General features: G+C 56.5%; 17 protein-coding genes. 9 read left to right on the top strand and 8 right to left on the bottom strand.

Annotated elements, in window-relative coordinates; genetic code table 11:
* The 5 genes from BMW31_RS04755 to BMW31_RS04735 form a co-directional block, all read right to left on the bottom strand.
* On the bottom strand, positions 1 to 340 hold a 340-nt coding region (locus tag BMW31_RS04755), incomplete at its 3' end, for a transposase (protein ID WP_091821834.1).
* A 121-nt stretch (positions 341 to 461) separates the two neighbouring features.
* Positions 462 to 2,438, bottom strand: a complete 1,977-nt coding sequence (locus BMW31_RS04750; RefSeq protein WP_091821782.1) for an IPT/TIG domain-containing protein — start codon at positions 2,436 to 2,438, stop codon at positions 462 to 464.
* Positions 2,439 to 2,460: 22 nt separating this feature from the next.
* Positions 2,461 to 3,798, bottom strand: a complete 1,338-nt coding sequence (locus tag BMW31_RS04745; RefSeq protein ID WP_091821779.1) for a glycan-binding surface protein — start codon at positions 3,796 to 3,798, stop codon at positions 2,461 to 2,463.
* A gap of 18 nt (positions 3,799 to 3,816) precedes the next feature.
* Positions 3,817 to 5,577, bottom strand: a complete 1,761-nt coding sequence (locus tag BMW31_RS04740) for a RagB/SusD family nutrient uptake outer membrane protein (RefSeq protein ID WP_091821776.1) — start codon at positions 5,575 to 5,577, stop codon at positions 3,817 to 3,819.
* Positions 5,578 to 5,598: 21 nt separating this feature from the next.
* A complete protein-coding gene (locus BMW31_RS04735; RefSeq protein ID WP_177166271.1) occupies positions 5,599 to 8,865 on the bottom strand; it encodes a SusC/RagA family TonB-linked outer membrane protein in 3,267 nt (1,088 codons plus the stop codon).
* Positions 8,866 to 9,913: 1,048 nt separating this feature from the next.
* On the opposite strand from BMW31_RS04735, the gene BMW31_RS04730 reads away from it, so the two are divergent.
* The 8 genes from BMW31_RS04730 (at position 9,914) to BMW31_RS04695 (ending at position 18,976) form a co-directional block, all read left to right on the top strand.
* Positions 9,914 to 11,200, top strand: a complete 1,287-nt coding sequence (locus BMW31_RS04730) for an acetylxylan esterase (protein ID WP_091821773.1) — start codon at positions 9,914 to 9,916, stop codon at positions 11,198 to 11,200.
* Entirely contained in the window at positions 11,197 to 13,506 is a 2,310-nt protein-coding gene (locus BMW31_RS04725; RefSeq protein ID WP_091821770.1) for a glycoside hydrolase family 3 N-terminal domain-containing protein, read from the top strand. The genes BMW31_RS04730 and BMW31_RS04725 overlap by 4 nt, the downstream gene beginning before the upstream one ends.
* A gap of 33 nt (positions 13,507 to 13,539) precedes the next feature.
* Positions 13,540 to 13,806: a hypothetical protein gene (locus BMW31_RS04720; protein ID WP_094148877.1), complete on the top strand. Its 267-nt coding sequence runs from the start codon at positions 13,540 to 13,542 to the stop codon at positions 13,804 to 13,806.
* 8 nt (positions 13,807 to 13,814) lie between these two features.
* Positions 13,815 to 14,981 carry a glycoside hydrolase family 130 protein gene (locus BMW31_RS04715; protein ID WP_091821764.1) on the top strand — a complete coding sequence of 389 codons (1,167 nt, stop codon included), beginning with the start codon at positions 13,815 to 13,817 and terminating at the stop codon, positions 14,979 to 14,981.
* The gene (locus BMW31_RS04710) at positions 14,968 to 16,350 is read left to right on the top strand and encodes an MFS transporter (RefSeq protein ID WP_091821761.1); all 1,383 of its coding nucleotides are present in this window, start codon (positions 14,968 to 14,970) and stop codon (positions 16,348 to 16,350) included. Before BMW31_RS04715 ends, BMW31_RS04710 begins: the two co-directional genes overlap by 14 nt.
* Complete coding sequence (locus BMW31_RS04705; RefSeq protein ID WP_218140599.1) at positions 16,347 to 17,531, top strand: AGE family epimerase/isomerase; 1,185 nt, start codon at positions 16,347 to 16,349, stop codon at positions 17,529 to 17,531. The genes BMW31_RS04710 and BMW31_RS04705 overlap by 4 nt, the downstream gene beginning before the upstream one ends.
* Positions 17,532 to 17,589: 58 nt before the next feature.
* Positions 17,590 to 18,474: a helix-turn-helix domain-containing protein gene (locus tag BMW31_RS04700; protein ID WP_091821758.1), complete on the top strand. Its 885-nt coding sequence runs from the start codon at positions 17,590 to 17,592 to the stop codon at positions 18,472 to 18,474.
* 244 nt (positions 18,475 to 18,718) lie between these two features.
* Positions 18,719 to 18,976, top strand: a complete 258-nt coding sequence (locus tag BMW31_RS04695) for a hypothetical protein (RefSeq protein ID WP_091821755.1) — start codon at positions 18,719 to 18,721, stop codon at positions 18,974 to 18,976.
* Between the two features lie 229 nt (positions 18,977 to 19,205).
* Here the strand turns inward: BMW31_RS04695 and BMW31_RS04690 are convergent, their stop codons facing one another.
* On the bottom strand, positions 19,206 to 20,375 hold the full coding sequence (locus tag BMW31_RS04690) for a TlpA disulfide reductase family protein (protein ID WP_091821752.1): 1,170 nt from the start codon (positions 20,373 to 20,375) through the stop codon (positions 19,206 to 19,208).
* A 696-nt stretch (positions 20,376 to 21,071) separates the two neighbouring features.
* The gene (crcB, locus tag BMW31_RS04685; protein ID WP_255404821.1) at positions 21,072 to 21,467 is read right to left on the bottom strand and encodes a fluoride efflux transporter CrcB; all 396 of its coding nucleotides are present in this window, start codon (positions 21,465 to 21,467) and stop codon (positions 21,072 to 21,074) included.
* 109 nt (positions 21,468 to 21,576) lie between these two features.
* Here crcB and pnp point away from each other — a divergent pair, with 109 nt between their 5' ends.
* Positions 21,577 to 23,937 (top strand): polyribonucleotide nucleotidyltransferase, encoded by a 2,361-nt coding sequence (gene pnp, locus BMW31_RS04680; RefSeq protein ID WP_091821746.1) that lies wholly within the window; start codon positions 21,577 to 21,579, stop codon positions 23,935 to 23,937.
* A gap of 97 nt (positions 23,938 to 24,034) precedes the next feature.
* Here pnp and BMW31_RS04675 read toward each other — a convergent pair whose 3' ends face one another.
* Positions 24,035 to 25,396 (bottom strand): alpha-L-fucosidase, encoded by a 1,362-nt coding sequence (locus tag BMW31_RS04675; protein WP_091821744.1) that lies wholly within the window; start codon positions 25,394 to 25,396, stop codon positions 24,035 to 24,037.
* Positions 25,397 to 25,427 lie beyond the last annotated feature (31 nt).

Genomic DNA, 25,427 nt, shown 5'->3' with positions numbered 1-25,427 from the left:
GGATGTTGAACTTCTTCTCGGCCAGGTCTATCATCGTGGAATTGGCCAGGCAGCGGAGTTTCTCCTGGGCCAGTTCCTTCTTCAGGCGCTTGAGTTCTGCTTCATGCGCCTTGCGCTCCTCGAGCAGCTGGGCGCGAAGCTCGTCGAGCGTGGTTGGCAGTTCTTCGTGTTTCATAAGCAAGGAAATTGATGAGTTGTCGGGGTGGCCGTACGCGCGGAGGTATCCGAAGAATGTCGCCACGGGAATGCCGGCATTTGCGGAAAAGGCGCGTATCGACAGGCCACTCGTGAGGTACCGACGTAATAACTCTAATTTTTCGATTTCATTGTACTGTTTCATGACTTTTTACTTCTTTTGGTTGATGTAAACTGTCAACTTATTCAGTACAGGTCAAGGGCTGCGCCGGTGAGGCGGAGAGAGGCGTTGCCGGCCAGAAGATGCGGATTCCGGAGGGTGCGGGCTACTTGAGCGTCACCTTGCTGAAGGTGAGGCCGTCGCCCGTGATGACGAGTCCGCCCTTGGTGCGCAGCAGGGTGAGGCCCTCTTCTGTCAGCGTGTAGGTCTTTGTCATTTCGCCTGCGGCGGGCGTAACGTCAATCTGGTTGTTCGGCATGTTGCCCCAGCCGTCGCCGTAGCGCAGGCTGATGCAGGCCCAGCCGGCCGTGGGGTCGTTGCACGTGAAGTAGAAGGTAAGCGTCTGGCCGGCCGTAGCCTTGGTCCAGTCGTAGCCTCCCCAGGCCAAGTCTTGGTTGCCTGACCAGCCTGCGTTGTTAAAGCTGCCGCTCCAGATGGTCTGCTCCGCCGGCTTGGCTGTTATCTTGCCTACGGTGTACTGCTTGCCGCTGTAATCGACCATGATGAGGTTGTACGTGCCTGCCGGTACCGTTGCAGGTATCTGGAAGGTCATGGAGGTGTTGGTGCGGTTGCTGAACTTGACCACTTTCGTGGTGCCTATGTAAATGGTTTCCACGTTGTTGAAGTTCTTGCCGTTCACGGTTGCGTCGGCTCCTATAATGCCTTCGGCATCTGCGGTGAGAGATGGGTCGGTGGAAGGATTGACGGTGAGGCCTGCTGCTTCAATCTTGTCGCCGTTTGCCAGGTTCAGGGTAACGTCCGAACCTGCGGCCGATGCCGGCACGGTAAGGCCGATGGCGGTTTCGGTTTGGGCCGTGAAGTTCTCGGCAGCAACGGTAGGTGCGCCTTCGCCCGGGAAGGTAACGGAGGCCACGAGGTCCAGGTCGGTACCGCGGAGCAGCACCTGGTTGCCTGCTATGAGCGAAGCGGGAGTGAACGAAGTGACCTTAGGCTTAACGAGCGTGTAGGCTACCGTGACGGTTTTTCCGTTGTTCAGGTTGAGCGTAATGTCGCCTTCCTGTGCCGTGGCGGGTACTTCTGCCGTTATCTTAGTGGCGCCGGAGGTTTTCAGCATCGACGGGTCGCAGTTGGGGAAGGTGATGTCCTTCACCAAGTCAAGGTCCTTGCCGCTGATGGTAAGCGTAGCTCCGTTCTTTACGGGAGCAGGCTCCGCCTTCAGTTCCGTTGGCACTACGGTCTCTATGCTGCCTGCAGGAATCTCGACGCCGGAGTAGGTTACGAGCGTTACCTCGCCGTCGGCAGCCGTTTCGGGCACCGTTAAGGTGAGTGTCTTGCCGTCGGCAGCTTTCTTGAGGTCGGCTTCGGGCACGATGGCTCCGTTGAACCTAACGCTCTCTATCTGGTCGAGCGAGGTGCCGCTGATGGTGAGTGTCTGCCCGGCCTTGGGCTTGGCAGGCGACAGTGCCGTGGCGGTAGGCAGGTTGACGGTGAGCGCCTCGTCGGTTTGTATCTCCGTTGCAGGCGTTCCCATGTCGGTAAGTACGAGCTTGCCCGTCTTGGCGGCCTTGGGTATGGCTACCTCGATGGTGTAGCGGTCGTGGGTGGTAAAGCTCTCTTCCTTCACGGTGTCGTTGTCTGCAAATACCACTCCGTGTATCAGGTTCAGGTAGTCGCCCTTGATGGTAACGGTCTGTCCGACGCTTCCGGTCAGGTTTCCGTCGCTTCCCACGTAGAATTTGCTGAGGGTGATGTCCTCTCGGTAGGTTACGGGTGTAACGCTCTTGATTTCTCCACCCTTGGCAGTCTTGAGGGTGACGATGCCCGGTTCGCATTTCTCTGCGGGCACCTGGATGGTGATTTCGCTCTCTCTGCCAGCCTTGATGACTTCAATCTGGGTGATGGGGTCGGCACCGGGAAGGTGAATCTCGGTTATCTGGTCCAGGTTGGTGCCCAGGAAGTGGAGCGTGCCTCCACGCAGAACGGGGCATGGACCGAATGACTGCAGGGAGATGTCGTTGCCGTACTGGTCGGTGTTCAGGTCGTCATCGTCGCTGCAGCTTGTCAGTGATAGCCCGGTAAGGGCTACCACCAACAGGATGAATAGATTATAGTACTTTTTCATAATGGTGCTTGGTTAAATGCGATTATTCTGTGTAAGGCACGAATCTAATGTTGTCAATCTTGATGATAGGCTGGCACTCCTTGCCCGTTACGCCACCACCGGTGATGAAGATGGTGAGCGATGCAAAGTCGGCTGCCGTGAGTGCAGCTCCCGTGGCCTTGCCTCCGGCCATGCCGTAGGCGAACGCCGAGAGCGGTATGGTTACGGTTTGCCACTGGTCGCCGGTGTCATAAGAGCCGGTAGACTGCCATGGCATGTAGACTGCACGCGGCAGCACGTCGTTGTTGAAGAAGGTGTTGTTGGCTCCTGCCACGGTGTTGCCGTACTGGTCGGTGCCGCCTCCGGAGTTGGTAATCTTGTCGGTTCCGGCGCAGATTATCTGCATGGCACCGGCCTGCCACGGGTTGGTGGTGGGGATGAACATGTCGAACTGGATGGACATGTTGGGGAAGTTGGCGAAGCTCGCCACGTCGTTCAGTCGGGCGCTCACGCCGTCGGTATAGGTAACGGGGTCGGTATAGTCGCCCGGCCAGTACTCGAAGGAGAAGGCGCCGTCGTCCCATCCGCCTTCTGCCGTCATCGTTGCACCCTCGCCAAAGACAACGAAGTTGCCCGTAACGGCCGTTGCGTCGGTGGTAATGGTGCGTGCATGCCAGCCGTGGTTGGTGAGTCCGGTCAAGCCGTCAAAGTCGAATACGATGCCTCTCGACTCCAGGTAGTGGAACTTGGAAGTAGTCTTGCCGTAGATGGAGGTCACGGTAACGGGGCCTTCTTCTACCCCTTCGGGAATGGTGAAGGTGAGAGTAGTCTTGGTGATGGACTTGATGTCGGTTACCGGAACGTTGTTCTCGCCGATGGTAACGGTAAGAGGCACGTTGGGATCGTTGATGAAGTAGTCGCCGCTCAGGATCACTTCGCTGCCTGCCGGTGCGTATTGGTACGACATGCGTGTTACCGTCGGGGCAGGTACAATGACGTGGAAGCTGTACGAAGTGGTGTCTCCGGCCTGGTTAACCATGAAGATTTTGTCGGAAACAGTTTGCGGAATGCCGCCCGGAACGTCTACCAAGAGCGTGTGGTCGGTAATGTAGCTGGTGTTGAGGATGGCCTTCTGGTCGTTGAAGTACATCTCCTTGATGCTGGTCAGGTTATGACCTACGAGGCAGATGGTTTGCTTCATGGAGGCCTCTGTTATCAGTGAGTCGCGTGAGTCGAAGCTACCCACTCGTACATAATTAATAGTAGGCGTGCCGTCGGTAAGCTCGAACTTGTCGGGTTCATCCTCGCAGGAAGTCAGCACGGTGCCCGTGAGGAGCAGCGCCAGGTAGGCCAGCAGGTTGATATGTTTGTTCAGTTTCATAATCGGATGCTTTTGGAATTAGTAAGAATAGGTTTCGCGGATGTCGACATGTACCGGGTCCTTCATCAGGTTGCCGTTGAAGACTACGTCCTGGCTTGGTAACGGCAGCGTGAAGCTGGAGGCCGTCACGTTGGGAGCAGGTGTATCGCTGTCGTAGCGGGTAACTTCGGGGTCTACGGTCCAGGTCTTGTAGCCGCTCTCATACCATGCCTTGTGCGGCACGTCGGGTGAGTACCAGGGGTTGCGGTGCTGGGCCTTGAGTTCTGCTATTACTCCGTTCATGTCGTAGTAGCTGCGGCGCACGAAGTCGTACCAGCGGTCGCCCTCCATAGCAAGCTCCAGGCGGCGCTCTTTCCACACGTCGGTAAAGGAAATGGAGGCCGGTCTTTCGTAAGATGTTACGGCGCGATGGCGCACGGCATAGAAGGCATCAATGGCGCTGGCGTCGGTTGTTGAGCCGTTGTTGCCAATGACTGCTTCGGCGTAAACCAAGTAGATATCCGACAGGCGCAGGATATGCGTGGCCAGACTGCTGGCCATGCGCGCTGCTGATGTGCCCGTTCCGGCCACGTGGTCGTCGTTGTTGCCGTAGAGATGTTTCACCTCATTGGCGCCTGCTCCGGTATACTGGCCTGCGGGGCCGCCTTTGCCGTAGCCGTTGGAGTCAAAGAGGAACTGCGTATAGTTGAAGCCGTTGCGCTTCTGGTCGTCCTGTTTCTTGGTCCAGAAGTATTCGTAGAAGTCGCCCGGAAGCATCATCGTAGCCTTGCGGCGAGAGTCTACGTCGTGCCGGTTGGCAGGATCTTCGATGGCGCTCACGCCAAACGCTTCCTGTAAGTCTACCGACGGACCGGCCCACTGGCCCCAAGTATCGCCGAACTCATCAAAACCAACCATGCCGAGGTCGCTCTGCAGGGTGTTTTGTGATGTCCACTGAGCGCTCACCACCCACTGCCAGGAGATGAGACTCTCCTCGTTTTTGTTGTAGGCAAGGCGGAAGTTGTCGGAGTAGTTGGCCAACAGGTTGCGGCCGGAGTTGTCGATAACGTCCTTGGCATATTGTGCGGCCTTGGCCAGGTCTTCGGTGTCGCGCTGTCCGTTGCCGTTGGCATTCACGCCGCTCTTGGTGAGGTACACCTTTGCCAGCAAGCCTTCGGCACTGTAGTAGTCTATGCGGCCGTTGCCGGGAGTCTTTACATCCTTGAGCAAATCCATGGCTTTCTCCAGCGTGAGCACAATGTATTCGTACACGTCGGCCTTCTGCACCTTGAACGTATTGCCGTAGCTGCCGTCGGCGAGCATGGCAGAATTGTCGTGAACGATGGGCACATCGCCGAACGTACGCACCAGATAGAAGTAGGCCATGGCCTTCCAGACGAGGCATTCGCCCATGGTCTGGTTCTTCACGGCTTCGGAGGCGCCGCCTCCCTTGATGTAGTTATATACGGTGTTGGCGTGACCTATCACGGCCCACAGTGAGTACGACATGTTCACCAGGTCTTCGTCGGTGTTGTTGACGGTGAGCGTCAGGTAGGGACTTGAGCCCCAGGTGTAGTTGCCCGACATCACTTCGCCCACCTTGATGAAGCCGCGCTGGAAGTCGTACCAAGGCGAGTTGTACAGATAGTTGACGCCCTGAATGCACTGCTGGTCGTTCAGATAGAAGTTGCCTGCATTGTAGCTGTCTTCTGCCGGGCGGTCAAGGAAGTCCTCGCAGGAAGTAAGGCTCAGTCCCAGAAAAGCCGTCAGCGCGATATATTTGATAGTTGAAAATTTCATATTCGATAGTATTTTAAAGTTTTAGAACGTCAGATTCAAACCGAACGAATAGGTAGTAGGCGACGGATAGCGGCCGTTGTCCAGTCCATAAACGTTGAGGCTGGCCGTGCTGACACCAATTTCAGGGTCGTAGCCGTCGTACGGCGTGATGGTAAAGAGGTTCTGGATGTTGCAGTACACGCGCAGGTTGTCGATGCCGAAGCGCGAGATGAGCTTCTTCGGGAACGTGTAACCCAGCGATATGTTCTTCATTCTCAGGTAGGTGCCGCTCTCTATGTAGCGGTCGCTTATGCGGTCATTGTCGTTTGCATCGGCAATAGTTGCGCGCGGAAGCGTGGCCGACGGGTTCGATACCCGCACGTTGTCCACGTGGTCGTACCAGTGACTGCCGTCTGCATAGACAACGTTCGGGTCGATGGGTTCCAGTATGGAGCGCCCCAGCACGTCAACCAGCTGGTTGCTCCACAGCGAGTTCATGTGCGTGAGTTTCATCTTCATGTAGTTGAATACCTTGTTGCCAACCGATCCGTTGATGAATATGCTCAGGTCAAAGTTCTTGTAACGGAAGGTGTTTGTCCATCCCCAAGTGAACTTAGGCAGCGGAGAGCCGATGTTGGTGAGGTCGTAATCGTCGATGACACCATCGGGTTTGCCCTCCGGACCACTCAGATCCTTGTACTTCACGTCGCCTACCCACACGGTGTTTGAGCGGTTGAAGACGCCGTCGGCGGGATATTTCACGGGCTTGGGGCTGTTCTGCAGGTCGGCCAGATCCTTGTAAATGCCGTCTGTCTTGTAGCCGTAGAAGCTGTAGAGGCTCTCGCCCACGTTCGACATACTTACCACGTCGCTCCACTGGCCGTAGCCTACGATGGCGGCGTTGGCCGTTCCCGAGAGGGCAACGAGCTTGTTCTTGTTGCGGGTAAACTGCACTTCAGAGTCCCACTGGAACTGACCAATGAGCGGATGCGTAGTAACCGTGATTTCGTAACCGGTGTTACGGATGGTTCCATAGTTGCCCCAAGGTGCTGCGAGGGCTGATGAGGCGTTGCCGGAGGTACCCATGTACGAGGGCAACTGCAGCGGCATGAGCATGTCCTTGGACTCCTTGCGATACCAGTCGATAGTAGCATTGATGCGGTCGTTGAGGAATCCGAGGTCCAGACCTACGTTCCACTGTTCCTGCGACTCCCACTGAATGGCCGTGTTGGGAATGTTTGCGGGGCGATAGCCTGAACCCAAGTTGGAGTTCATGATGCTAATGGTGGTTCCCCACTTGTATCCGCCGATGGAGGAGTTACCTGTCTGTCCCCAGCCCAGGCGCAGTTTGCCGTTGCTGAGCCACTTGCCGGCAAAGTCGCGTACGAACTTCTCCTCCGAGAAGCGCCACGAAGCGGCAAAGGAGTGGAAGCCTGCCCAGCGCTTGTCGGGTCCGAAGTTGGAGCTTCCGTCGTAGCGGTAGGTGTAGGTTCCGTTGTATTTGCCCTTGTAGCCGTAGGTGAGACGGGTGAAGAAAGAAGCCATGGCAGCGCTTCCCCAGCCTGCAGTAATCTGCGGGTCGCCCGATCCCAGCTGCGGATTGTGCACCTCGTCGGAGGGCAGACCGGTGTTGTAGATTGACGTGTTCTCCCATTTGCTCTCCCAGGCCTCCTGTCCTACCATGGCCGTAACGGAGTGGTCGCCGAACTGGTTGGCGTAGGTAATGTAGTTCTTAGCCGACCAGTAGGTGTTCTTCGAGTTGGAGATGCGGCTCTCGTTGCTGGCTCTGGACCATCCGCCCAGGTCAACCATCGGCTCGTAGGTCTCGCCCTTGTTCCATCCCAGGTCGAAGCCGAACTCCGTATGCCATGTAATGTGCTTGATAGGCGACACGTCAAAGTAGATGTTACCGTTGAGTTTCTGGCGGCGCAGCTTGATGTCGTTCAGCAGCGCCAGTGCTATCGGGTTGGGGTTGGAGTAACCCTTGCGCACGATAGTGGAGTAGCCGCCCTCTATGTTGTAGATAGGAATGTCGGGAGCCGTAAGCAGCGAGTAGTTGATAACGCCCTCATCGCTGTCGGCCAGCGTAAGGTAATCGTGCGTATGTGTATAGGCTATGTTCACTCCCATCTTGAGCCACTTCTTCAGTTCGGCGTTTAGATTGGTGCGGAACGAGATACGGTTGAAGGCCGAACCAACGATGGTACCCTCCTGGTCCATGTAACCCACCGAGGTGTAGTACTGCACCTTGTCGCTTCCACCCTGTGCCGAGAGCTGGTGCTGGTGCTGGAAGGCCGTCTGGAAAACGGCATCCTGCCAGTTGGTACCCTTGCCCAGGAGTGACGGGTCGCTGTAGTATTCGCTCGGGTTGGCCACCTGTCCGGTCTCCACAAAGTCGTTGTAGAACTGTGCGTACTCACGTAGGTTCATGATATCCAGGCGCTTTGTCTGGCGGTTCCATGCCATCATGCCGTCGTAGGTGAACTTGGCTTCGCCCGCGCGGCCGTGCTTGGTGGTGATGAGCACAACGCCGTTGGCGCCCTGTGCACCGTAGATGGCGGTGGCGGAGGCGTCTTTCAGAATTTCCATGCTCACGATATCGGCCGGGTTAATGGTCGACAGAGGCGAGATGGTGGACGTGGCACCGTTGCCCAGTGCATCGCCCAGACCGAGCGATGCGCCCGACGAGCCGGAGCTCTGCACGATAACGCCGTCGATAACGTACAGCGGTTCGGCGTTTGCATTGATGGTTGCCTGGCCGCGTACGCGTATAGAGGTAGAGGTACCCGGGGCACCTGAGGTGGATACTGCCGTCACACCGGCCGCGCGACCCTGCAATGACTGGTCGAGCGAGGTGATGATGGAGCCCTTCACATCCTTTTCTCCCAAGGATACGGAGGCGCCGGAGATGTCGCTCTTCTTCATCGTACCGTAGCCTACCACCACCACTTCGTCCAGGCTCTGGTTGTCTTCGGAGAGCGTGACGTCGTACGTGGAGGCTGAGCCCACCTTGATTTCCTTGTTCACGTAGCCTATGTACGAGAACTCGAGCGTGGCGCCCTGCGGCACGTTGAGAGAGTAGTTACCGTCCATGTCGGTAACAGTAGCATTCTGGGTACCCTTCACTCTGACCGTAGCACCTATAATCGGGCCTTGGTTATCAGATACAGTACCCGTCACTTTCTTGGTTTGTTGCACTGCTGCCGGCAAGTTTCGCTCGCCAGCTGCATAGAGTTGCGGAGAGTAGCTCAACAAGGTGAGCGTGCACAATCCCGCAAGCAACGTAACTTTACAGCATTTTGGACTCATAGAATTTATTTTGGTTTTTATATTAGGTACGTTTATTCCTCAGTTTGATATTAGTAAGTCTGTAGCTTTTCCGGCTCTCCGTTTCACCTTATTATATATAAGGCAGACAGCGGCATCACGCCGCCGGAGGTCGCGATGGTTCTTGTTTGATAAGCTCCTTTAACGCTTCTTTTGGGTTAGTAATACATTTTGATGCAAAGATATAAAAAATGATAATAAACTGTTTGCACTTTTTTGATAAAGAGTAGTATTATTTTGCCAATTGTGGATTTGTGATAATTTACGCCTGCTTGTTGTACTTTCTTGCTTGATAGGAGTCTACCTTCGTCCCTCCTAAAGAGAGGGATGAGGGTTGAGGACGACCGCGGGCGCTGCGAGAAGGGAAAAACGGCAAGTCTTTTACCGACCTGCAGCTCCGTGTGTGATGACTGATGTAAGGCTTTGAGCTACAATAACTTCCGCATGATTATGTGCTTTTGAAAAGGTGGAGCTATCCTTCAAGCCTCTTGAAGGATAGCTCCAAGCCCCTTGAACGATACCTTCGGCGCGCTTGAAGCATAGCTTCGGCAAACCTGCAGGCAAGCAGGCCGGCCCACGGCAGGGCGAAACGGTCAGAACGCACGTAAACAGAGGCCGGCCGTAACGCGGCCCTATATATAATAAGGTGTAATCATTCGCCCCGCTCCCGTTCCCAATCTTCACTCCTCCCTTTGGGAGGGACGGGGATGGGTCCTTTCTTTTCTCACCCCTCCCTTTGTGAGGAGAGGGGGTAGGCTCCCCAAGGGGAGGGGGTAGGCTTTTATGAATTACGGAGCACTTTTTCCCCTCACACTCTTCGTGAGGGTAGGGGCAGGCTCCCTTGTTTTCCCATAAAGTGTTGTTTTTGAATAAAAAAGTATTAGTTGTTTAGGATATTTTACCCTATCTTTGCATTGTCCTAATGACTATACTTGACAAATTAGAATGGAAAACGAGCGCTCGTTTGCCTTTTTGTGACCCTCAAACACACGGGCACGGCGGGCAGAGCAGCGACGAAAACCAACAATCTATGACAAAGCGTAAACTACTCTTCATGCTGCTTGCGCTGCTGTTTGTGCTCCCTGCAGGGGCGCAGATACGCGGCAATAACATCGTGGTGGCCGTGCAGCCCGACCATGCCGACTGGAACTACGAGGCGGGGCAGACGGCCCGCTTCAGGGTCAGCGTGCTCAAATCGGGCACCCTGATGCCCGGCGTAAAGGTTGACTACGAGGCCGGCCCCGTGATGTATCCCGACTTGAAGCGGCAGGGCGTAACCCTGAACGACGGCACCCTGGAGCTTACCGGCACGATGAACAAGCCCGGCTTCTACCGCCTCAAGGTAACGGCCCGTGTGGGCGGCAAGCGCTACGAGGGCCTCTGCACGGCCGCCTTCTCGCCCCAGCGCATCGTGCCCGCCACCCGCTGTCCGGCCGATTTCGACGAGTTCTGGCGCAAGGCACTCTCCGACGCCCGCACAAACGACCTCGACCCCACGCGCCGATTGCTGCCCGAGCGCTGTACCAAGGACATGAACGTGTACGAGGTGAGCTTTGTCAACAACCGCCCGGGCAGCCGTATGTACGGCATCCTGAGCGTTCCTGTGGCCGCGGGTCGCTATCCCGCCCTGCTTCGGGTACCCGGAGCAGGCGTGCGACCCTATGCAGGCGACACCTATACGGCGCCGGGCAAGGCCATCGTACTGGAGATAGGCATCCACGGCATACCCGTAACGATGGAGCAGCGGGTGTACGACAACCTGCTGGAGGGTGCCCTCAACGGCTACTGGGAAACCAATCTCGACGACCCCAACCGCAACTATTACAAGCGCGTGGTTACCGGCGCAGTGCGCGCAGTGGACTATATAGCCACGCTGCCCCAGTGGAACGGCACCACGCTCGGCGTGACCGGAGCCAGCCAGGGCGGGTTCCTCTCGCTGGCCGTGGCGGCACTCGACAGCCGCGTAACCTTTCTGGCAGCCGTTCATGACGCCATGTGCGACTACGAACAGGAACTGAACGGCGTGGCCGGTGGCTGGCCCCACTACTTCTATCAGCAAGCTGACGTTGACCCCAAGCGGGTAGAAGGCGCCCGCTACTACGACGGGGTGAACTTCGCCCGGCGCATCACTGTGCCGGCGTGGTTCTCCTTCGGCTATAACGACGAGGTGGTTCCGCCCGTCTCCTCTTACGGAGTTTATAATATATTCAAGGGCCGGAAGACCCTCAGTGTGTATCAGATGACCGGACACTACTGGTACCAGGAGCAGTGGGACGAGTGGCAGGACTGGTTGCGTAACGAATTGGGAGTGAAATGAAAAAACTGTTTTTACTGGCTGCAGCCATCGTAACGATTGTAGATATGAATGCAACGACCAACGGGAAGAAGCCCGTTTACAAAGACCCCAAGGCCCCGGTGGAGGCCCGCGTGAGCGACCTCTTGGGGCGAATGACGCTGGAGGAGAAAGTGGGACAGATGAACCAGCTGGTGGGCATCGAGCACTTTAAGCAGAACTCGGCCGCCATGACGGCCGCCGAACTGGCCACCAACACCGCCAACGCCTTTTATCCGGGCGTCACGGTGGCCGACATGGAGGCGTGGACCCGCCAGGGGCTGGTGTCCTCGTTCCTGCATGTGCTCACGCTGGAAGAGGCCAACTACCTGCAGAAACTCAACATGCAGAGCCGCCTGCAGATACCGCTGCTCATCGGCATCGACGCCATCCACGGCAATGCCAAGTGCCGCGACAACACCGTTTACCCAACAAACATAGGCCTGGCCAGCTCATTCGACGTGGAGATGGCCTACAAGATAGCCCGCCAGACGGCACGGGAGATGCGGGCCATGAACATGCACTGGACCTTTAACCCCAACGTAGAGGTGGCCCGCGACGGCCGCTGGGGGCGCTGCGGCGAGACCTTCGGCGAGGACCCTTACCTGGTTTCGCTCCTGGGAGAGGCCACCACGCGCGGCTATCAGGGCAATCTGGACGGCACGGACGATGTGCTGGCCTGCGTCAAACACTTCGTGGGCGGCTCCTACAGCATCAATGGAACCAACGGAGCGCCGTGCGACGTGTCGGAAAGAACGCTGCGCGAGGTGTTCTTCCCGCCCTTCGAGGCCTCGGTGAAGGCCGGCGGGGCGAGCGTGATGATGTCGCACAACGAGCTCAACGGCATTCCCTGCCACACCAACAAGTGGCTCATGGACGGCGTGCTGCGCGGCGAATGGGGCTTCAAGGGCTTCGTGGTGAGCGACTGGATGGACATAGAGCACTGCGTGGACCAGCACCACACGGCCCGCGATAACAAGGAGGCGTTCAGGCAGAGCATCCTGGCAGGCATGGACATGCACATGCACGGGCCCGAATGGATGGACGCCGTGGTGGCTCTGGTCAAGGAGGGAAAGATATCCGAGCAGCGCATCGACGAGAGCGTGCGCCGTATCCTGGCGGTCAAGTTCCGCCTGGGGCTCTTCGAACATCCCTACAGCGACGCCAAGACACGCGACAAGGTAATCAACAGCCCCGAGCATAAGGCAACGGCACTGGAGGCTGCCCGCAACAGCATCGTGCTGCTGAAGAACGACGGTGGGCTGCTGCCGCTCGACAAGAGTAAATATAAAAAGGTGCTGGTAACGGGCATCAACGCCAACGACCAGAACATCATGGGCGACTGGAGCGAGCTGCAGTCCGACGACAAGGTGTGGACGGTGCTCCGCGGACTGCGTGAGGCGGCGCCGGAAACCGACTTCAGCTTCGTTGACCAGGGCTGGGACCCGCGCAACATGAGCCAGGCCAAGGTGGACGAGGCCGTGGAAGCCGCCCGCAACAGCGACCTGAACATTGTTTGCTGCGGCGAGTACATGATGCGTTTCCGCTGGAACGACCGCACCAGTGGCGAGGATACGGACCGCGACAATCTGGATTTGGTGGGCCTGCAGGAGCAGCTCATCCGCCGCATCTGCGAGACCGGGAAGCCCGTGGTGCTGGTTATCATCAGCGGCAGGCCGCTGAGCGTGAACTATGCTGCAGCCCATGTAACGGCCATTCTCAACGCCTGGGAGGCGGGACAGTTCGGCGGCAGGGCCATTGCCGAGATACTCTACGGGCAGGTGAACCCGTCGGCAAAGCTGGCCATGACGATGCCGCGCTCGGCCGGACAAATCAGCACGTGGTACAACCACAAGGCTTCGGCCTTCTTCCATCCCGTGGTCTGCGGCACGTCAGAGCCGCTCTATCCCTTCGGCTACGGCCTCTCGTACACCACCTACAAGTATGCAGGGCTGCAACTCTCGGCCGGCCGCATGGCTGCCGACGGCAGCGTGAAGGCTCAGGTTACCGTAACCAACACGGGTAACCGCGACGGCGTGGAGATTGTGCAGCTGTATGTGCACGACTGCGTGTCGTCGGTGGCACGGCCGGTGAAGGAGCTCAAGGACTTCCGCCGCGTGGAGCTGAAGGCCGGGGAGACCAAGACGGTGGAATTTACCGTCAGCGCCGACAAGCTGGCTTACTACGACATCGACATGAAAAAGATTGTGGAACCGGGCGACTTCGAGATTCTCGTGGGCCCCAGCAGCCGCGACAACGACCTGCAGAAGGCTGTACTGACGGTTGAATAAGATATGAAGAAATTTGCTTTAATAGGTTTTTTGATGTTATCTTCATTAGGTATCACGGCGGGAAGTGACACGCCCGCCGGGCAGCTTGTGGCCCGATTGCAGGCCATCTGCCGCCAAGGTATCATGATTGGTCATCAGGATGACCCCGTCTACGAACGCTCTTGGAAGTGGGATAGGGGCCGCAGCGATGTCAAGGACATCTGCGGCAGCTATCCCGCTGTCATGGGTTTCGAGCTCGGAGCACTGGAACTGGGCGAGGCGAAGAATCTTTTCGTGAACGATATCAAGAATATAAAATAAGCATAACTATGACTGATTTTGAAGAGAAACTGCAGCAGCTGCGTGCCCGTCACGAGCAGTTGCTGACCCGCAAGAACGAGCCCGAGCAGTGGGGTAACGGCATCTATACGCGTTACCGCCATCCCATACTCACGGCGGAGCACACTCCGCTGGAGTGGCGTTACGACTTCAACGAGCACGATAACCCCTACCTGATGCAGCGCATCATGATGAATGCCACCATGAACAGCGGTGCCATGAAGTGGAAAGGCAAGTATCTGCTCGTGGTCAGGGTGGAGGGAGCCGACCGCAAGAGCTTCTTCGCCGTGGCAGAGAGCCCTAACGGCATTGATAACTTCCGTTTCTGGCCCGAGCCCATCACCATGCCAGATGACGTGGTACCGGCTACCAACATCTACGACATGCGCCTCACGGCTCACGAGGACGGCTGGATTTACGGCGTGTTCTGTGCCGAACGCCATGACGACAGCCGTCCCGGCGACCTCAGTGCGGCCACGGCTACGGCCGGCATAGCCCGCACCAAGGACCTTGTACACTGGGACCGGCTGCCTGACCTGAAGTCGAAGAGCCAGCAGCGTAACGTCGTTCTGCATCCCGAATTCGTCAACGGAAAGTACGCTTTCTATACTCGGCCGCAGGACGGGTTTATCGATGCCGGCTCCGGAGGCGGCATCGGCTGGGCTTTGGTGGACGACATCACCCACGCCGAGATTACCGACGAGCGCATCATCAACCGCCGCCACTACCACACCATCATGGAAGTAAAGAACGGCGAAGGCCCTCATCCCATCAAGACTCCGCAGGGATGGCTGCACCTGGCACATGGTGTGAGAGGCTGTGCGAGCGGCTTGCGCTACGTTCTCTATATGTACATGACGGCTCTCGACGACCCTGCGCGCGTCACGGCGCAGCCCGGCGGCTACTTCCTCGTGCCGCAGGAAGGGGAATATATCGGCGATGTAATGAACGTGGTGTTCTCCAGCGGCTGGATTGCTGACCCCGACGGCCGTGTGTTCATCTACTACGCATCGTCCGATACCCGCATGCACGTGGCCACGTCTACCGTCGACCGCCTCGTTGATTACTGCCAGCACACGCCGCAGGACGGCTTTACGACCTCGGCAAGTGTGGAAACCATCAAGCAACTTATCCACAAGAACAATGGCTGCAAGTAAACTTTCGGAGAAGATAGGCTATGGTTTCGGCGACATGGCGTCCTCCATGTTCTGGAAGATATTTTCCTACTATCTGCCCATCTTCTATAGTGACATCTTCGGATTGTCGCTCGGCGCCACCGCCACTCTGATGCTCGTAACCCGAATATGGGACACAGTATCGGACCCGATGATGGGCATCATCGCCGACCGTACGCAAACTCGCTGGGGCAAGTACCGTCCTTATCTGCTGTGGTTTGCGGCACCCTTTGCGCTGTGCGGCATCCTGCTGTTCACTACACCCGATATGGGAGAAACCGGAAAGCTGGTTTGGGCCTATGTGAGTTATATCCTCATGATGACCGTCTACACGGGAATCAACGTGCCCTACGGCTCCATGCTCGGCGTAATGACTAACGACTCGGACGAAAAAACCGTGTTTTCCAGCTTCCGTATGTTCTTTGCCTACGCCGGCTCCTTTATCGCCCTGTTCTCTTGGGAACCGCTTTGCAAGCTCTTTGCCAATGCCGGCAGCTCGGTGCAGGATGCCTGGCAGGGTGCCATGATAGTGATAGCTGTGTTCTGCTTCCTGCTGTTCCTGGCTTGCTTCCGCATGACGAAAGAGCATGTGAAGGTGCAGGCAACGTCGCTGGGGTCCGACCTCTCGTCGCTTGTTCGCAACGCCCCGTGGTGGCTGCTCACCGTAGCAGCCCTCTGTACCAATCTCTTCAATACGGTGAGAGGTGCTACCGTGGCTTACTACTTCAAGTATTACATCGGAGAGCAGGCACATATCGACCTCGGCTTCGCGAGCTTCCTGTTCTTTGCGGGACTGTTTTTAGGCGTGGGCGAGGTGTGCAACATGATTGGCGTTGTGGCCGCCGTGCCCATCAGCCGCAGGCTCGGCAAGCGCACAACCTTCGCTCTTACCGGCGTGGCACTGGCCGTATTGAGCTCCATCTTCTTCTATGTGCCCTGCACCAACGGCGGCTTCATCGTCATGTTGTTGCTGCAGATACTCATCTCCATCTGCACGGGCATCGTCTCGCCGTTGGTTTGGAGCATGTATGCCGACGTGGCCGACTACGCTACGGCCAAAGATGGATCCTCTTCAACAGGGCTCATCTTCTCCTCCGGTTCCATGGCTCAGAAGTTCGGCGGCGCCATTGCAGGCAGCGCGGTGCTGTGGATATTCGCAGCATTCGGGCTGGTTCCGAATGCCGTGCAGCAAACTGACAGCGCCATTCTGGGCATGAAACTCACCATGAGTTGGATACCCGCAGGCGTCGCCTTGCTAATGGTGGGCATCATGATGGTGTACCCGCTCACCAAAACCAGGATGCAGGAGATAAGCAACCGACTGAAAGATATCCGAAAAACTGAAGCATGACAGCAGACCTGAAGAACGAGATGCGCGACCTGGTGGAGCGCAACATCCTGCCCTACTGGATGGAGCGGGCGGTAGACCGTGAGCGTGGAGGCTTCTACGGACGCATCGACGGCCACGACCGTGTGCACCCCGAAGCCCCCAAGGGAGCCGTACTCAACGCCCGCATCCTGTGGACTTTCTCCGCTGCCTACCGCGTACTGGGCCGCAGAGCGTATCTGGAAACGGCCGAAAGGGCCAAGCGCTACGTTATCGACCACTTCATCGACCCCGTTCACGGCGGCGTCTACTGGTCGGTAGACTGCGAGGGACGGCCGCTGGACGATAAGAAGCAGACCTACGCCATAGGCTTTGCCATCTACGGGTTGAGTGAGTTTGCCCGCGCCACGGGCGACGATGAGGCGCTGGATGCAGCCGTGGCGCTGTACCATGACATAGAGCGGCACGCCTTCGACAGCCGCAACAACGGCTACGTTGAGGCCCTGACGCGCCACTGGCAGCCCATAGCAGACATGCGGCTAAGCGATAAGGACGAGAACGGCAGCCGCACCATGAACACCCATCTGCACATCATTGAGCCCTATACCAACCTCTACCGCGTGTGGCCCGAGCCCGAGCTGGAACGCAGTCTGCGGAACCTGCTCGGCATCTTTACCGGCAGGCTGCTCAATCCCCATACCTCTCACCTGGACCTCTTCTTTGATGATGCGTGGCAGGGACGGCGCAACGTGCAGAGCTTCGGCCACGACATAGAGGCCAGCTGGCTGCTGCACGAAACGGCGCTCGTGTTGGGCGATGCGGAAACCGTGGCCCGGATGGAGCCCGTGATACGGCGGATAGCCGCGGCGGCCGACGAAGGTCTGCAGCCCGACGGCTCCATGCTGTACGAACGGTGGACCGATACAGGCCGCACGGACACCCAGCGCCAGTGGTGGGTGATGTGCGAAACCGTAATCGGTCACGTCAATCTCTACCAATACTTCCACGACGAAGAGGCGTTGCAGACGGCCCTGCGTTGCTGGAACTACGTGAAGGAACACCTTGTAGACTGGCATAACGGCGAGTGGCACTGGGGCTGCGACGAAGCCGGAAACGTGAACCTCGCCGACGACAAGGCCGGTTTCTGGAAGTGTCCTTATCATAACAGCAGAATGTGTTTTGAACTGATAGAGCGTGGATTCTAAAAAAAATAATGTATATTTGCAATCGTCTAAGGACAAACAAGCACTTAAACGAATTGCCATGAACGAGAATCATGTACTCCACGAGATTACTCCGCTGATGGAGAAGGACGCCCTCTACATCGCCGACCGCCACAAGAAGGAGTTCTCCTATCCCATCCACAACCACGAAGTCTACGAACTCAACTTCGTGCAGCATGCTGCCGGCGTGCGCCGGATTGTGGGCGACAGCTCCGAAGTGATAGGCGACTACGACCTGGTGCTCATCACCAGCCCCGACCTGGAGCACGTGTGGGAGCAGAACGAATGCCGAAGCGACGACATACGCGAGATTACCGTGCAGTTCAAATTCGGCATGGAGGACGACAGCTTCTTCGACAAGACGCCCTTCTTCAACATCCACCACATGATGAAAGAGGCCCGCAAGGGGCTCGCCTTTCCGCTGGAAGCCATCATGAAGGTGTACAGCGAGCTCGACAGGCTCAGCCTGTTGCAGGATCGCTTCGAGGCACTGATGAGCTTCCTGCGCATACTCAACAGCCTGGCCAACAGCACAGGAGCACGCACCCTGGCCACCAGCAGCTACGCCAAGGTGAACATCGAGGACGACAGCCGCCGCGTGCTGAGGGTTAAAAACTACATCAACGAGAACTACATGTACGAGATAAAGCTCAAGACACTGGCCGAACTGGCCAACATGAGCGAGAGTGCTTTCAGCCGTTTCTTTAAGCTCCACACCGGTCGCACGTTAAGTGACTACATCATCGACATACGCATGGGCTACGCCACCCGCATGCTGATAGACACTACCGACAGCGTTTCGGAGATTTGCTTCAACTGCGGCTACAACAATCTGAGCAACTTCAACCGCATCTTCAAGCGCAAGAAGGGCTGCTCGCCCACCGAGTTCAGGGACAGTTACAAGAAGATTAGGATTATTGTGTAACCTCCCCCCAGCCCCCTCCGAAGGAGGGGGAGCTTTGCTCCTTACTGCTTCCTTTTCTGCTGCTGCGTGAGGTTAAAGACAGAGTAACAAAGTGTTTTTTGCGCTGCCTGCTTGGCTTAAAGACAGAGTAACAGAGTAATTATTCTGCTGCTGCGTGTTTCTTGCTGCTTAGTTCCTCTTGTATAAAGACAGAGTAACAGAGTGTTTTTTCTGTTGCTGTGGGCTTGTTTATAGATAAGAATAGGTGAGAGAAGATAAGGAAGAATACAAACAGGTATCCTCCCCTTGGAAAGGGGAGGCGGAGGAGGGGATGACCAGAAGGCAGCTTATGGCAAAGAAAGAGGATAAATCATCCCCTCCTAACCTCCCCTTTCTAAGGGGAGGATACAGGTTTGCTTTGTTGCTGGGCGGCAACTGCTTGTTGTTACTGATAATCAAGCCCGCCGGCAGCTTTAAAACTACTCTGTTATTTTGTCTCAAAACCACCGCAGCAGCAGAATAATTACTCTGTTACTCTGTCTTAAATCCACAACAGCAGCAGAATAATAACTCTGTTACTTTGTCTCAAAGCCACAACAGCAGCAGAATAATTACTCTGTTACTCTGTCTCAAAGCCACAACAGCAACAGAATTATTACTCTGTTACTCTGTCTTCACACCCCGTAGTCAGCAAAACAAATGCTTTGTTACTTTGTCTTCAAACCGCGGGGATAATCCGCGGAAAAATAAGCTTACTTGCCGCAGAGCGCGCGGATTTCGGCATCCAAGTCCTTGATTTGGGCGTCGCGCTTGTAGAGCGTGTTCTGCTTGTCTATCAGGAAGAACGTCGGCACACCCTGCACATTGTACGTGGCGGCCGTGCTTCCGTCGGCGTCGCGTACGCTAATCCAGGGCAGTGCAGCCGTCTGCGTCTTCCAGAAATGCTCGTCCGGGTCGAGCGAAACCTGGTAGATTTCAAGTCCCAGGGCGTGGTATTTGTCGTATAGACTGCGCAAAGTCATGATGCGCTTGGTGCTGCCTTCGGAGGCAAAGACGTGGAAGTCGAGCAGCACAACCCGTCCCTTGAGGTCGGTCAGGTTGCGGGTGCGGCCCTTGTTGTCGGCCAGCGAGATGTTGATAATGCCCGTCTCGTTCACCTTACTGGCCTCTATGACCTGCTTGGCCTGTGCGTTTTTGATGATGCGCACGTCCTTCATGCCCTCAATGGCGATGTTGTGCAGGTTCTTTCCACGCTCGGCCTTGGGGTAGAAGGTGTCCCAGCTCGTGGCCACAGCAGCAAAAACCTTCACGTCGTCCTCGCTGGAGCGGGGGTTGAAGATAAGGTTCTGGGCGCCGCCGAGGGCGAACGTCTGGAACAGAGCAAAGTAGGCGTAGGCCTTCATGGGCTCTTTGAAGATGTAGTTTCGCTTTACGTTGTCCTTGTAGCTGGCGAGCAGCGCCTCGACGGCCGTCTGCACGCTGTCTGCACCCATGTTGGGATTGTTCACAACGGCATTGATGCGGTTCTGCAGGTCAATCTGCATGAGGGCCAGCTCCTTTATCTTCGAGCAGTTCTCCGACCCGCTCACCTCGTACTGTGACGACATGTTGGGGTAGGAGGCCTTTACGTTAACGGCCTCGGTAGAGTCGATTGAAACGTTGATAATCTGCCCGGCGATGCGCAGGCGATAGAATTCGGGCGCGTCGGGAGTGGCCTCGGAGAACGAGAACTCACCGTTTTCGCCCAGTTTAACAGAGTCTACGACCTGCGGACCGTTAAGGCTCATGTTCTCAAAATACAAGGTCGAGTCCTTGGCGTCGCTGATGGTACCGCTCACCTGGAACTTCTTGTTGTTGCAGGAAGTAATGGCCAACGAGGCCAGGGCAATGATGGCTGCCGCAAAGAGTTTTGATATTCTCATTTTAGTTGATTTTTCTACTCAGATTGCAAAGTTAGTTATTTTAAATGATAATTGGCAAATACGGGTTTGATTTTTTACCGCCACGGTGCGCTATTGCCGTTTTTCGGAGTGCTGCAGATGGTTTTTCATGAGGCGTGAACGGTGCTCCGGAGGCGCCTGATGGGTGCAGTCACGGCAGCGTCCTGCAGGGGTAGTTTTACTGAAGATGCCTTTCAACCTCCCCGGAGGTGATGTTCAAGCGCCCTGAACATGCCCTTCGGCGGCCTTGAATGACACCTTTTCCGCTCTCCCCTTGTAAAGGGCGTTCCGCGGCAGCGTACAAGTTAGCCTGCCGCTTGCTGTTTTCTTGTTTTTAAAGACAGCGTAACAGAGTGTATTTTTGGCTGCAGTAGACCTTTCCGTTTGTAGGAATAAGTGAGAGGATGATAGCGAAAAGTCAAACTGGTATCCTCCCCTTGGAAAGGGGAGGCGGAGGAGGGGATGACCTGATGGCAGCTATTGGCAAAGAAAGTGGATAAATCATCCCCTCCTAACCTCCCCTTTCTAAGGGGAGGAAAAGCCTACCCCGGCCCTCCCAAAGGGAGGGAGACTTTGTCGTATGGATTGAATTGGAACAAAAATACCAGCCTTTCCTCTTATCCACTTCTTATCTATCGCGCCGCTCCATCCCTTTGGGAGGGCTGGGGTAGGTTCCCCTTACAGCCTCGCGAGCTGTGCTCCGGCAAACACGGCGAGCAGACCCAGAAACACGCTGGCTGCCGTGTAGAGGGCTGCGAGCAGGGCCTGGTCGGAACGGAAGAGGGTGAGCCCCTCGTTACAAAAGGTGGAGAAGGTGGTGAACCCGCCGCAGAAGCCCACGGTGAGCAGCAGCTTCAGGTCGGCATTGAGCATGAGGCCGCGGTCGGCCCAGCCGTAAATGAGGCCGATGAGCAGGCATCCGGCCACGTTAATCGTCATGGTTCCCAGGGGCAGCTGGGTAAGCACGCTGCCCACGATGAGCCTGGAGAGCACGAACCGAAGCACCGACCCGGCGGCTCCACCCACGGCTACCAATATCATGTTGCGTATCATACGGGGTGCAAAGGTAATCATAAAAAACGAAAATTATTTCGCTTTCATTCGTTTATTCATAATAAAATAGGTATCTTTGCGCCATATTTTTTTAGATGTAAGACAAAACAATAAAGTTTTAAAGATTTAGATGAACGTAATTACAAAAACAGTTCAATTGCCTGATGGAAGAACCATCACGATTGAAACCGGGAAAGTTGCAAAGCAAGCCGATGGCGCTGCGGTTCTCCGCATGGGCAACACAGTGCTCCTGGCAACCGTTTGTGCAGCCAAAGATGCAGTTCCGGGAACAGATTTCATGCCTTTGCAAGTAGATTATCGCGAGCAGTACAGCGCCGCAGGACGTTTCCCCGGCGGCTTTACCAAGCGCGAAGGCAAGGCTAACGACGACGAGATACTCACGTCGAGGCTGGTGGATCGCGTGCTCCGTCCGCTCTTCCCATCTAACTACCATGCAGAAGTTTATGTACAGGTGATGCTCCTTTCGGCCGATGGTGTTGACCAGCCGGATGCGCTCGCAGGCTTTGCAGCATCCGCAGCCATGGCTTGTTCAGATATTCCTTTTGAGTACCCAATCTCCGAAGTGCGCGTTGCACGCATCGGCGGACAGTATGTTATCAACCCGACCTTCCAACAGATGGAGGCTGCCGACATGGACCTGATGGTTGGAGCCACCAAGGACAACATCATGATGGTAGAGGGCGAGATGAAAGAAGTATCGGAGCAGGACCTCATTGGTGCCCTCAAGGCCGCTGCAGAGGCAATTAAGCCGATGTGCGAGCTGCAGGAAGAGCTCTCGAAAGAGCTGGGCACCGACGTGAAGCGTACCTACGAACACGAAATTAACGACGAGCAGCTGCGCGAACAGATTAAGACAGAGCTCTACCAGCCTGTTTACGACGTGAACAAGCAGGCCCTGGAGAAGCATGCACGCCAGGATGCGTTCGACAAGATACTGGCCGACTTCCTCGAAAAGTACGATGCCGGGCACGCTGACCTTACGCCCGACGAGCTCGAGGAGAAGCATGCAGAGGCCACACGTTACTACGACGACGTGATGCGCGACGCCATGCGCCGCTGCATTCTCGATGAAGGCATCCGCCTCGACGGCCGTAAGACCACCGACATCCGCCCCATCTGGTGCGAGGTTTCGCCGCTGCCCATGCCTCACGGAAGCGCTATCTTCCAGCGCGGTGAGACCATGTCGCTCTCTACCTGCACGCTGGGCACCAAGCTCGACGAGAAACTCGTGGACGATGTTCTGCTCAAGGGCTACCAGCGCTTCTTGCTTCACTACAACTTCCCCCCGTTCTCTACCGGCGAAGCCAAGGCCCAACGAGGCGTAGGCCGGCGTGAGATTGGCCACGGACACCTGGCATGGCGCGGCCTGAAAGACCAGATACCGGCCGACTTCCCCTATACCATCCGCCTGGTAAGCCAGATATTGGAGTCCAACGGATCATCGTCCATGGCCACCGTCTGCGCAGGTACACTGGCGCTGATGGATGCCGGCGTGCCGATGAAGAAGCCCGTATCGGGTATCGCCATGGGCCTGATTAAGAACCCGGGCGAAGACAAATACGCCATTCTCTCCGACATTCTGGGCGATGAGGATCACCTGGGAGACATGGACTTCAAGACAACCGGAACCAAAGATGGCCTCACCGCAACGCAGATGGACATCAAGTGTGACGGCTTGAGCTTCGAGATCTTGGAGAAAGCTCTTATGCAGGCAAAGGCCGGCCGCGAGCATATACTGGGCAAGATGATGGAGACCATCTCCGAACCTCGTGCCGAACTGAAGCCGCAGGTGCCCCGCATCGTGGCCTTCGACATACCCAAGGAGTTCATCGGAGCCGTGATTGGCCCGGGCGGAAAGATTATACAGCAGATGCAGGAAGACACCGGCGCCACCATTACCATCGACGAGAGCGACGGTCAGGGGCATGTTCAGGTGTCGGCGCCCAACAAGGAGAGCATCGACGCTGCTATCGCTAAGATTAAGTCAATCGTTGCAGTACCCGAGGTGGGTGAGGTCTATGAGGGAACCGTTCGCTCCATCATGCCTTACGGTTGCTTTGTAGAGATACTGCCGGGCAAGGACGGTTTGCTCCATATATCAGAGATCGACTGGAAGCGACTCGAAACAGTAGAGGACGCGGGAATACACGAAGGCGACAAGATACAGGTCAAGTTGCTGGAGATAGACCCCAAGACAGGCAAGTACAAGCTGTCTCACCGGGCGCTGCTCCCTAAACCCGAGGGCTACGTTGAGCGTGAGCGCCGTCCGCGCCCCGAACGTGGAGCCGACCGCAGGCCACGCCGCGAGGGCGAACGCCGTGACGACCATCGCCGCGATGAGCGTCCGCGCCGCTTCGAACATCATGACCGCAGCGAGCAGAGCGGTGGCGATGAGTACCATGACCCCATGGCACCACGGGAGCCGAGAGGCTTCACCGATGAGCTCGACCATAACATCGACATCGATTAATCATCGACAGTAGGACAGCAAATAATAAGCCCCTGCATCCGCGAAGGATGCAGGGGCTTTGCTTTTAGCTGATGTTCAGCGTGCTGGGATGTCGCCGTCAGCGGCGGAACTCCATTGCAACCGACTGGCTGATGCCTGCCGGCAACGTCACCGTTACGGTGTTCCCGCTCCGGCGGGTCTTCAGAGTACGGCCCGTGGAGAGCAGCTTCACGCTCCCCTTTGGCAGGTTCTTGCTCCACGAGATGGTGGCAGGAGCCGTCTCGCCCTCCTTTACCATGTAGATTGCATAGAGCTTTCGGCCGTCTTTACTGGCCGTAAACCAGGTGTTGCCATCCTGGTACACGGGCGTTGTAGTGGTGTTGTAGATGGCGCTTCCGTTAGCTTTGAGCCAACGGCCGATGGCCTGCAGTCGGCTTACTGCTTCGGGTTGGATGAGTCCCTCGGGTGTAGGACCCACGCCGAGCACCAGGTTTCCGCCTTTTGCCACAACCTCTATGAGCGTGTTAATGACCTTCTCCGGGCTCTTCCAGGTAGGATGCTGCACCCATCCCCAGTCGTTGCTGAGCGGTATGCAGCTCTCCCACGGGAAGTTGAGCTGCTGCTCCGGGACGGTGCGTTCCGGCGTCTGGTAGTTCTCGTAGGGGCCGTGGATGGTGCGGTCGACCATGATCAGGCCCGGCTGATGCCTCCTCGCCATCTGTGCGATGTGTGGCATGTCGATGTCCTGGTTGTTCTCCTTGCACACCCAACCACCGTCCAGCCACAGTATGTCGACACTTCCGTAGCGCGAGAGTATCTCCTCCATCTGGTTGTAAGTGTACTGCTTGAAGCGTTCCCAGCGCCAAGGCCACTTCTTGATGTCGTAGTTCACGTTGCGTCCACGCTTGGTTGGATAAACGTCCCACCAGTAGTCTTGGCTGTGCCAGTCGGGCTTCGAGAAGTATTCTCCTATCATGAAGCCCTTGCCACGGAAAGCCTCAAGCACGTACTTCAGCACATCCCGCCGGGCGTTATCCCTGAAGGCGTGGTGCGCGATGGAGTAATCGGTGTACTTGCTGTCGAACATACAGAAGCCGTCATGGTGCTTTGTGGTGAATATCATGTACTTCATGCCGGCCTGGCTCATCACGTCCGCCCACTGCCGGGGGTCGAACTTGATGGGATTGAACTTGTCGGCCAGCCCCCAGTACCAATCCTTGTACTGCCTGTAAGACATCGTCGTGTCGCGCGTAACCCAGTCTTCGTCGCAGATGGCCCACGACTCCACCATTCCCGGAACGGCGTAGACACCCCAGTGAAAGAGCACTCCGAACTTCTGGTCCTGCCATTTCCTGAGTTTCTCAACTACCTGTTTGTCGGTCGGCCATTCGTAGGTTTTCGACCGTTCGTACACATCGCCCTGCGCGTTTGCCGTGAGCAGCGCCGCGGCAGCAAGGCATGTAAGCATTAATTTCTTCATGATTTGATGGTTATAGCTATTCTGCCGTAAA

Source organism: Prevotella sp. kh1p2 (assembly GCF_900111525.1).
Classification (GTDB): domain Bacteria; phylum Bacteroidota; class Bacteroidia; order Bacteroidales; family Bacteroidaceae; genus Prevotella.
This window is presented reverse-complemented; position numbering and strand designations above follow the sequence as displayed.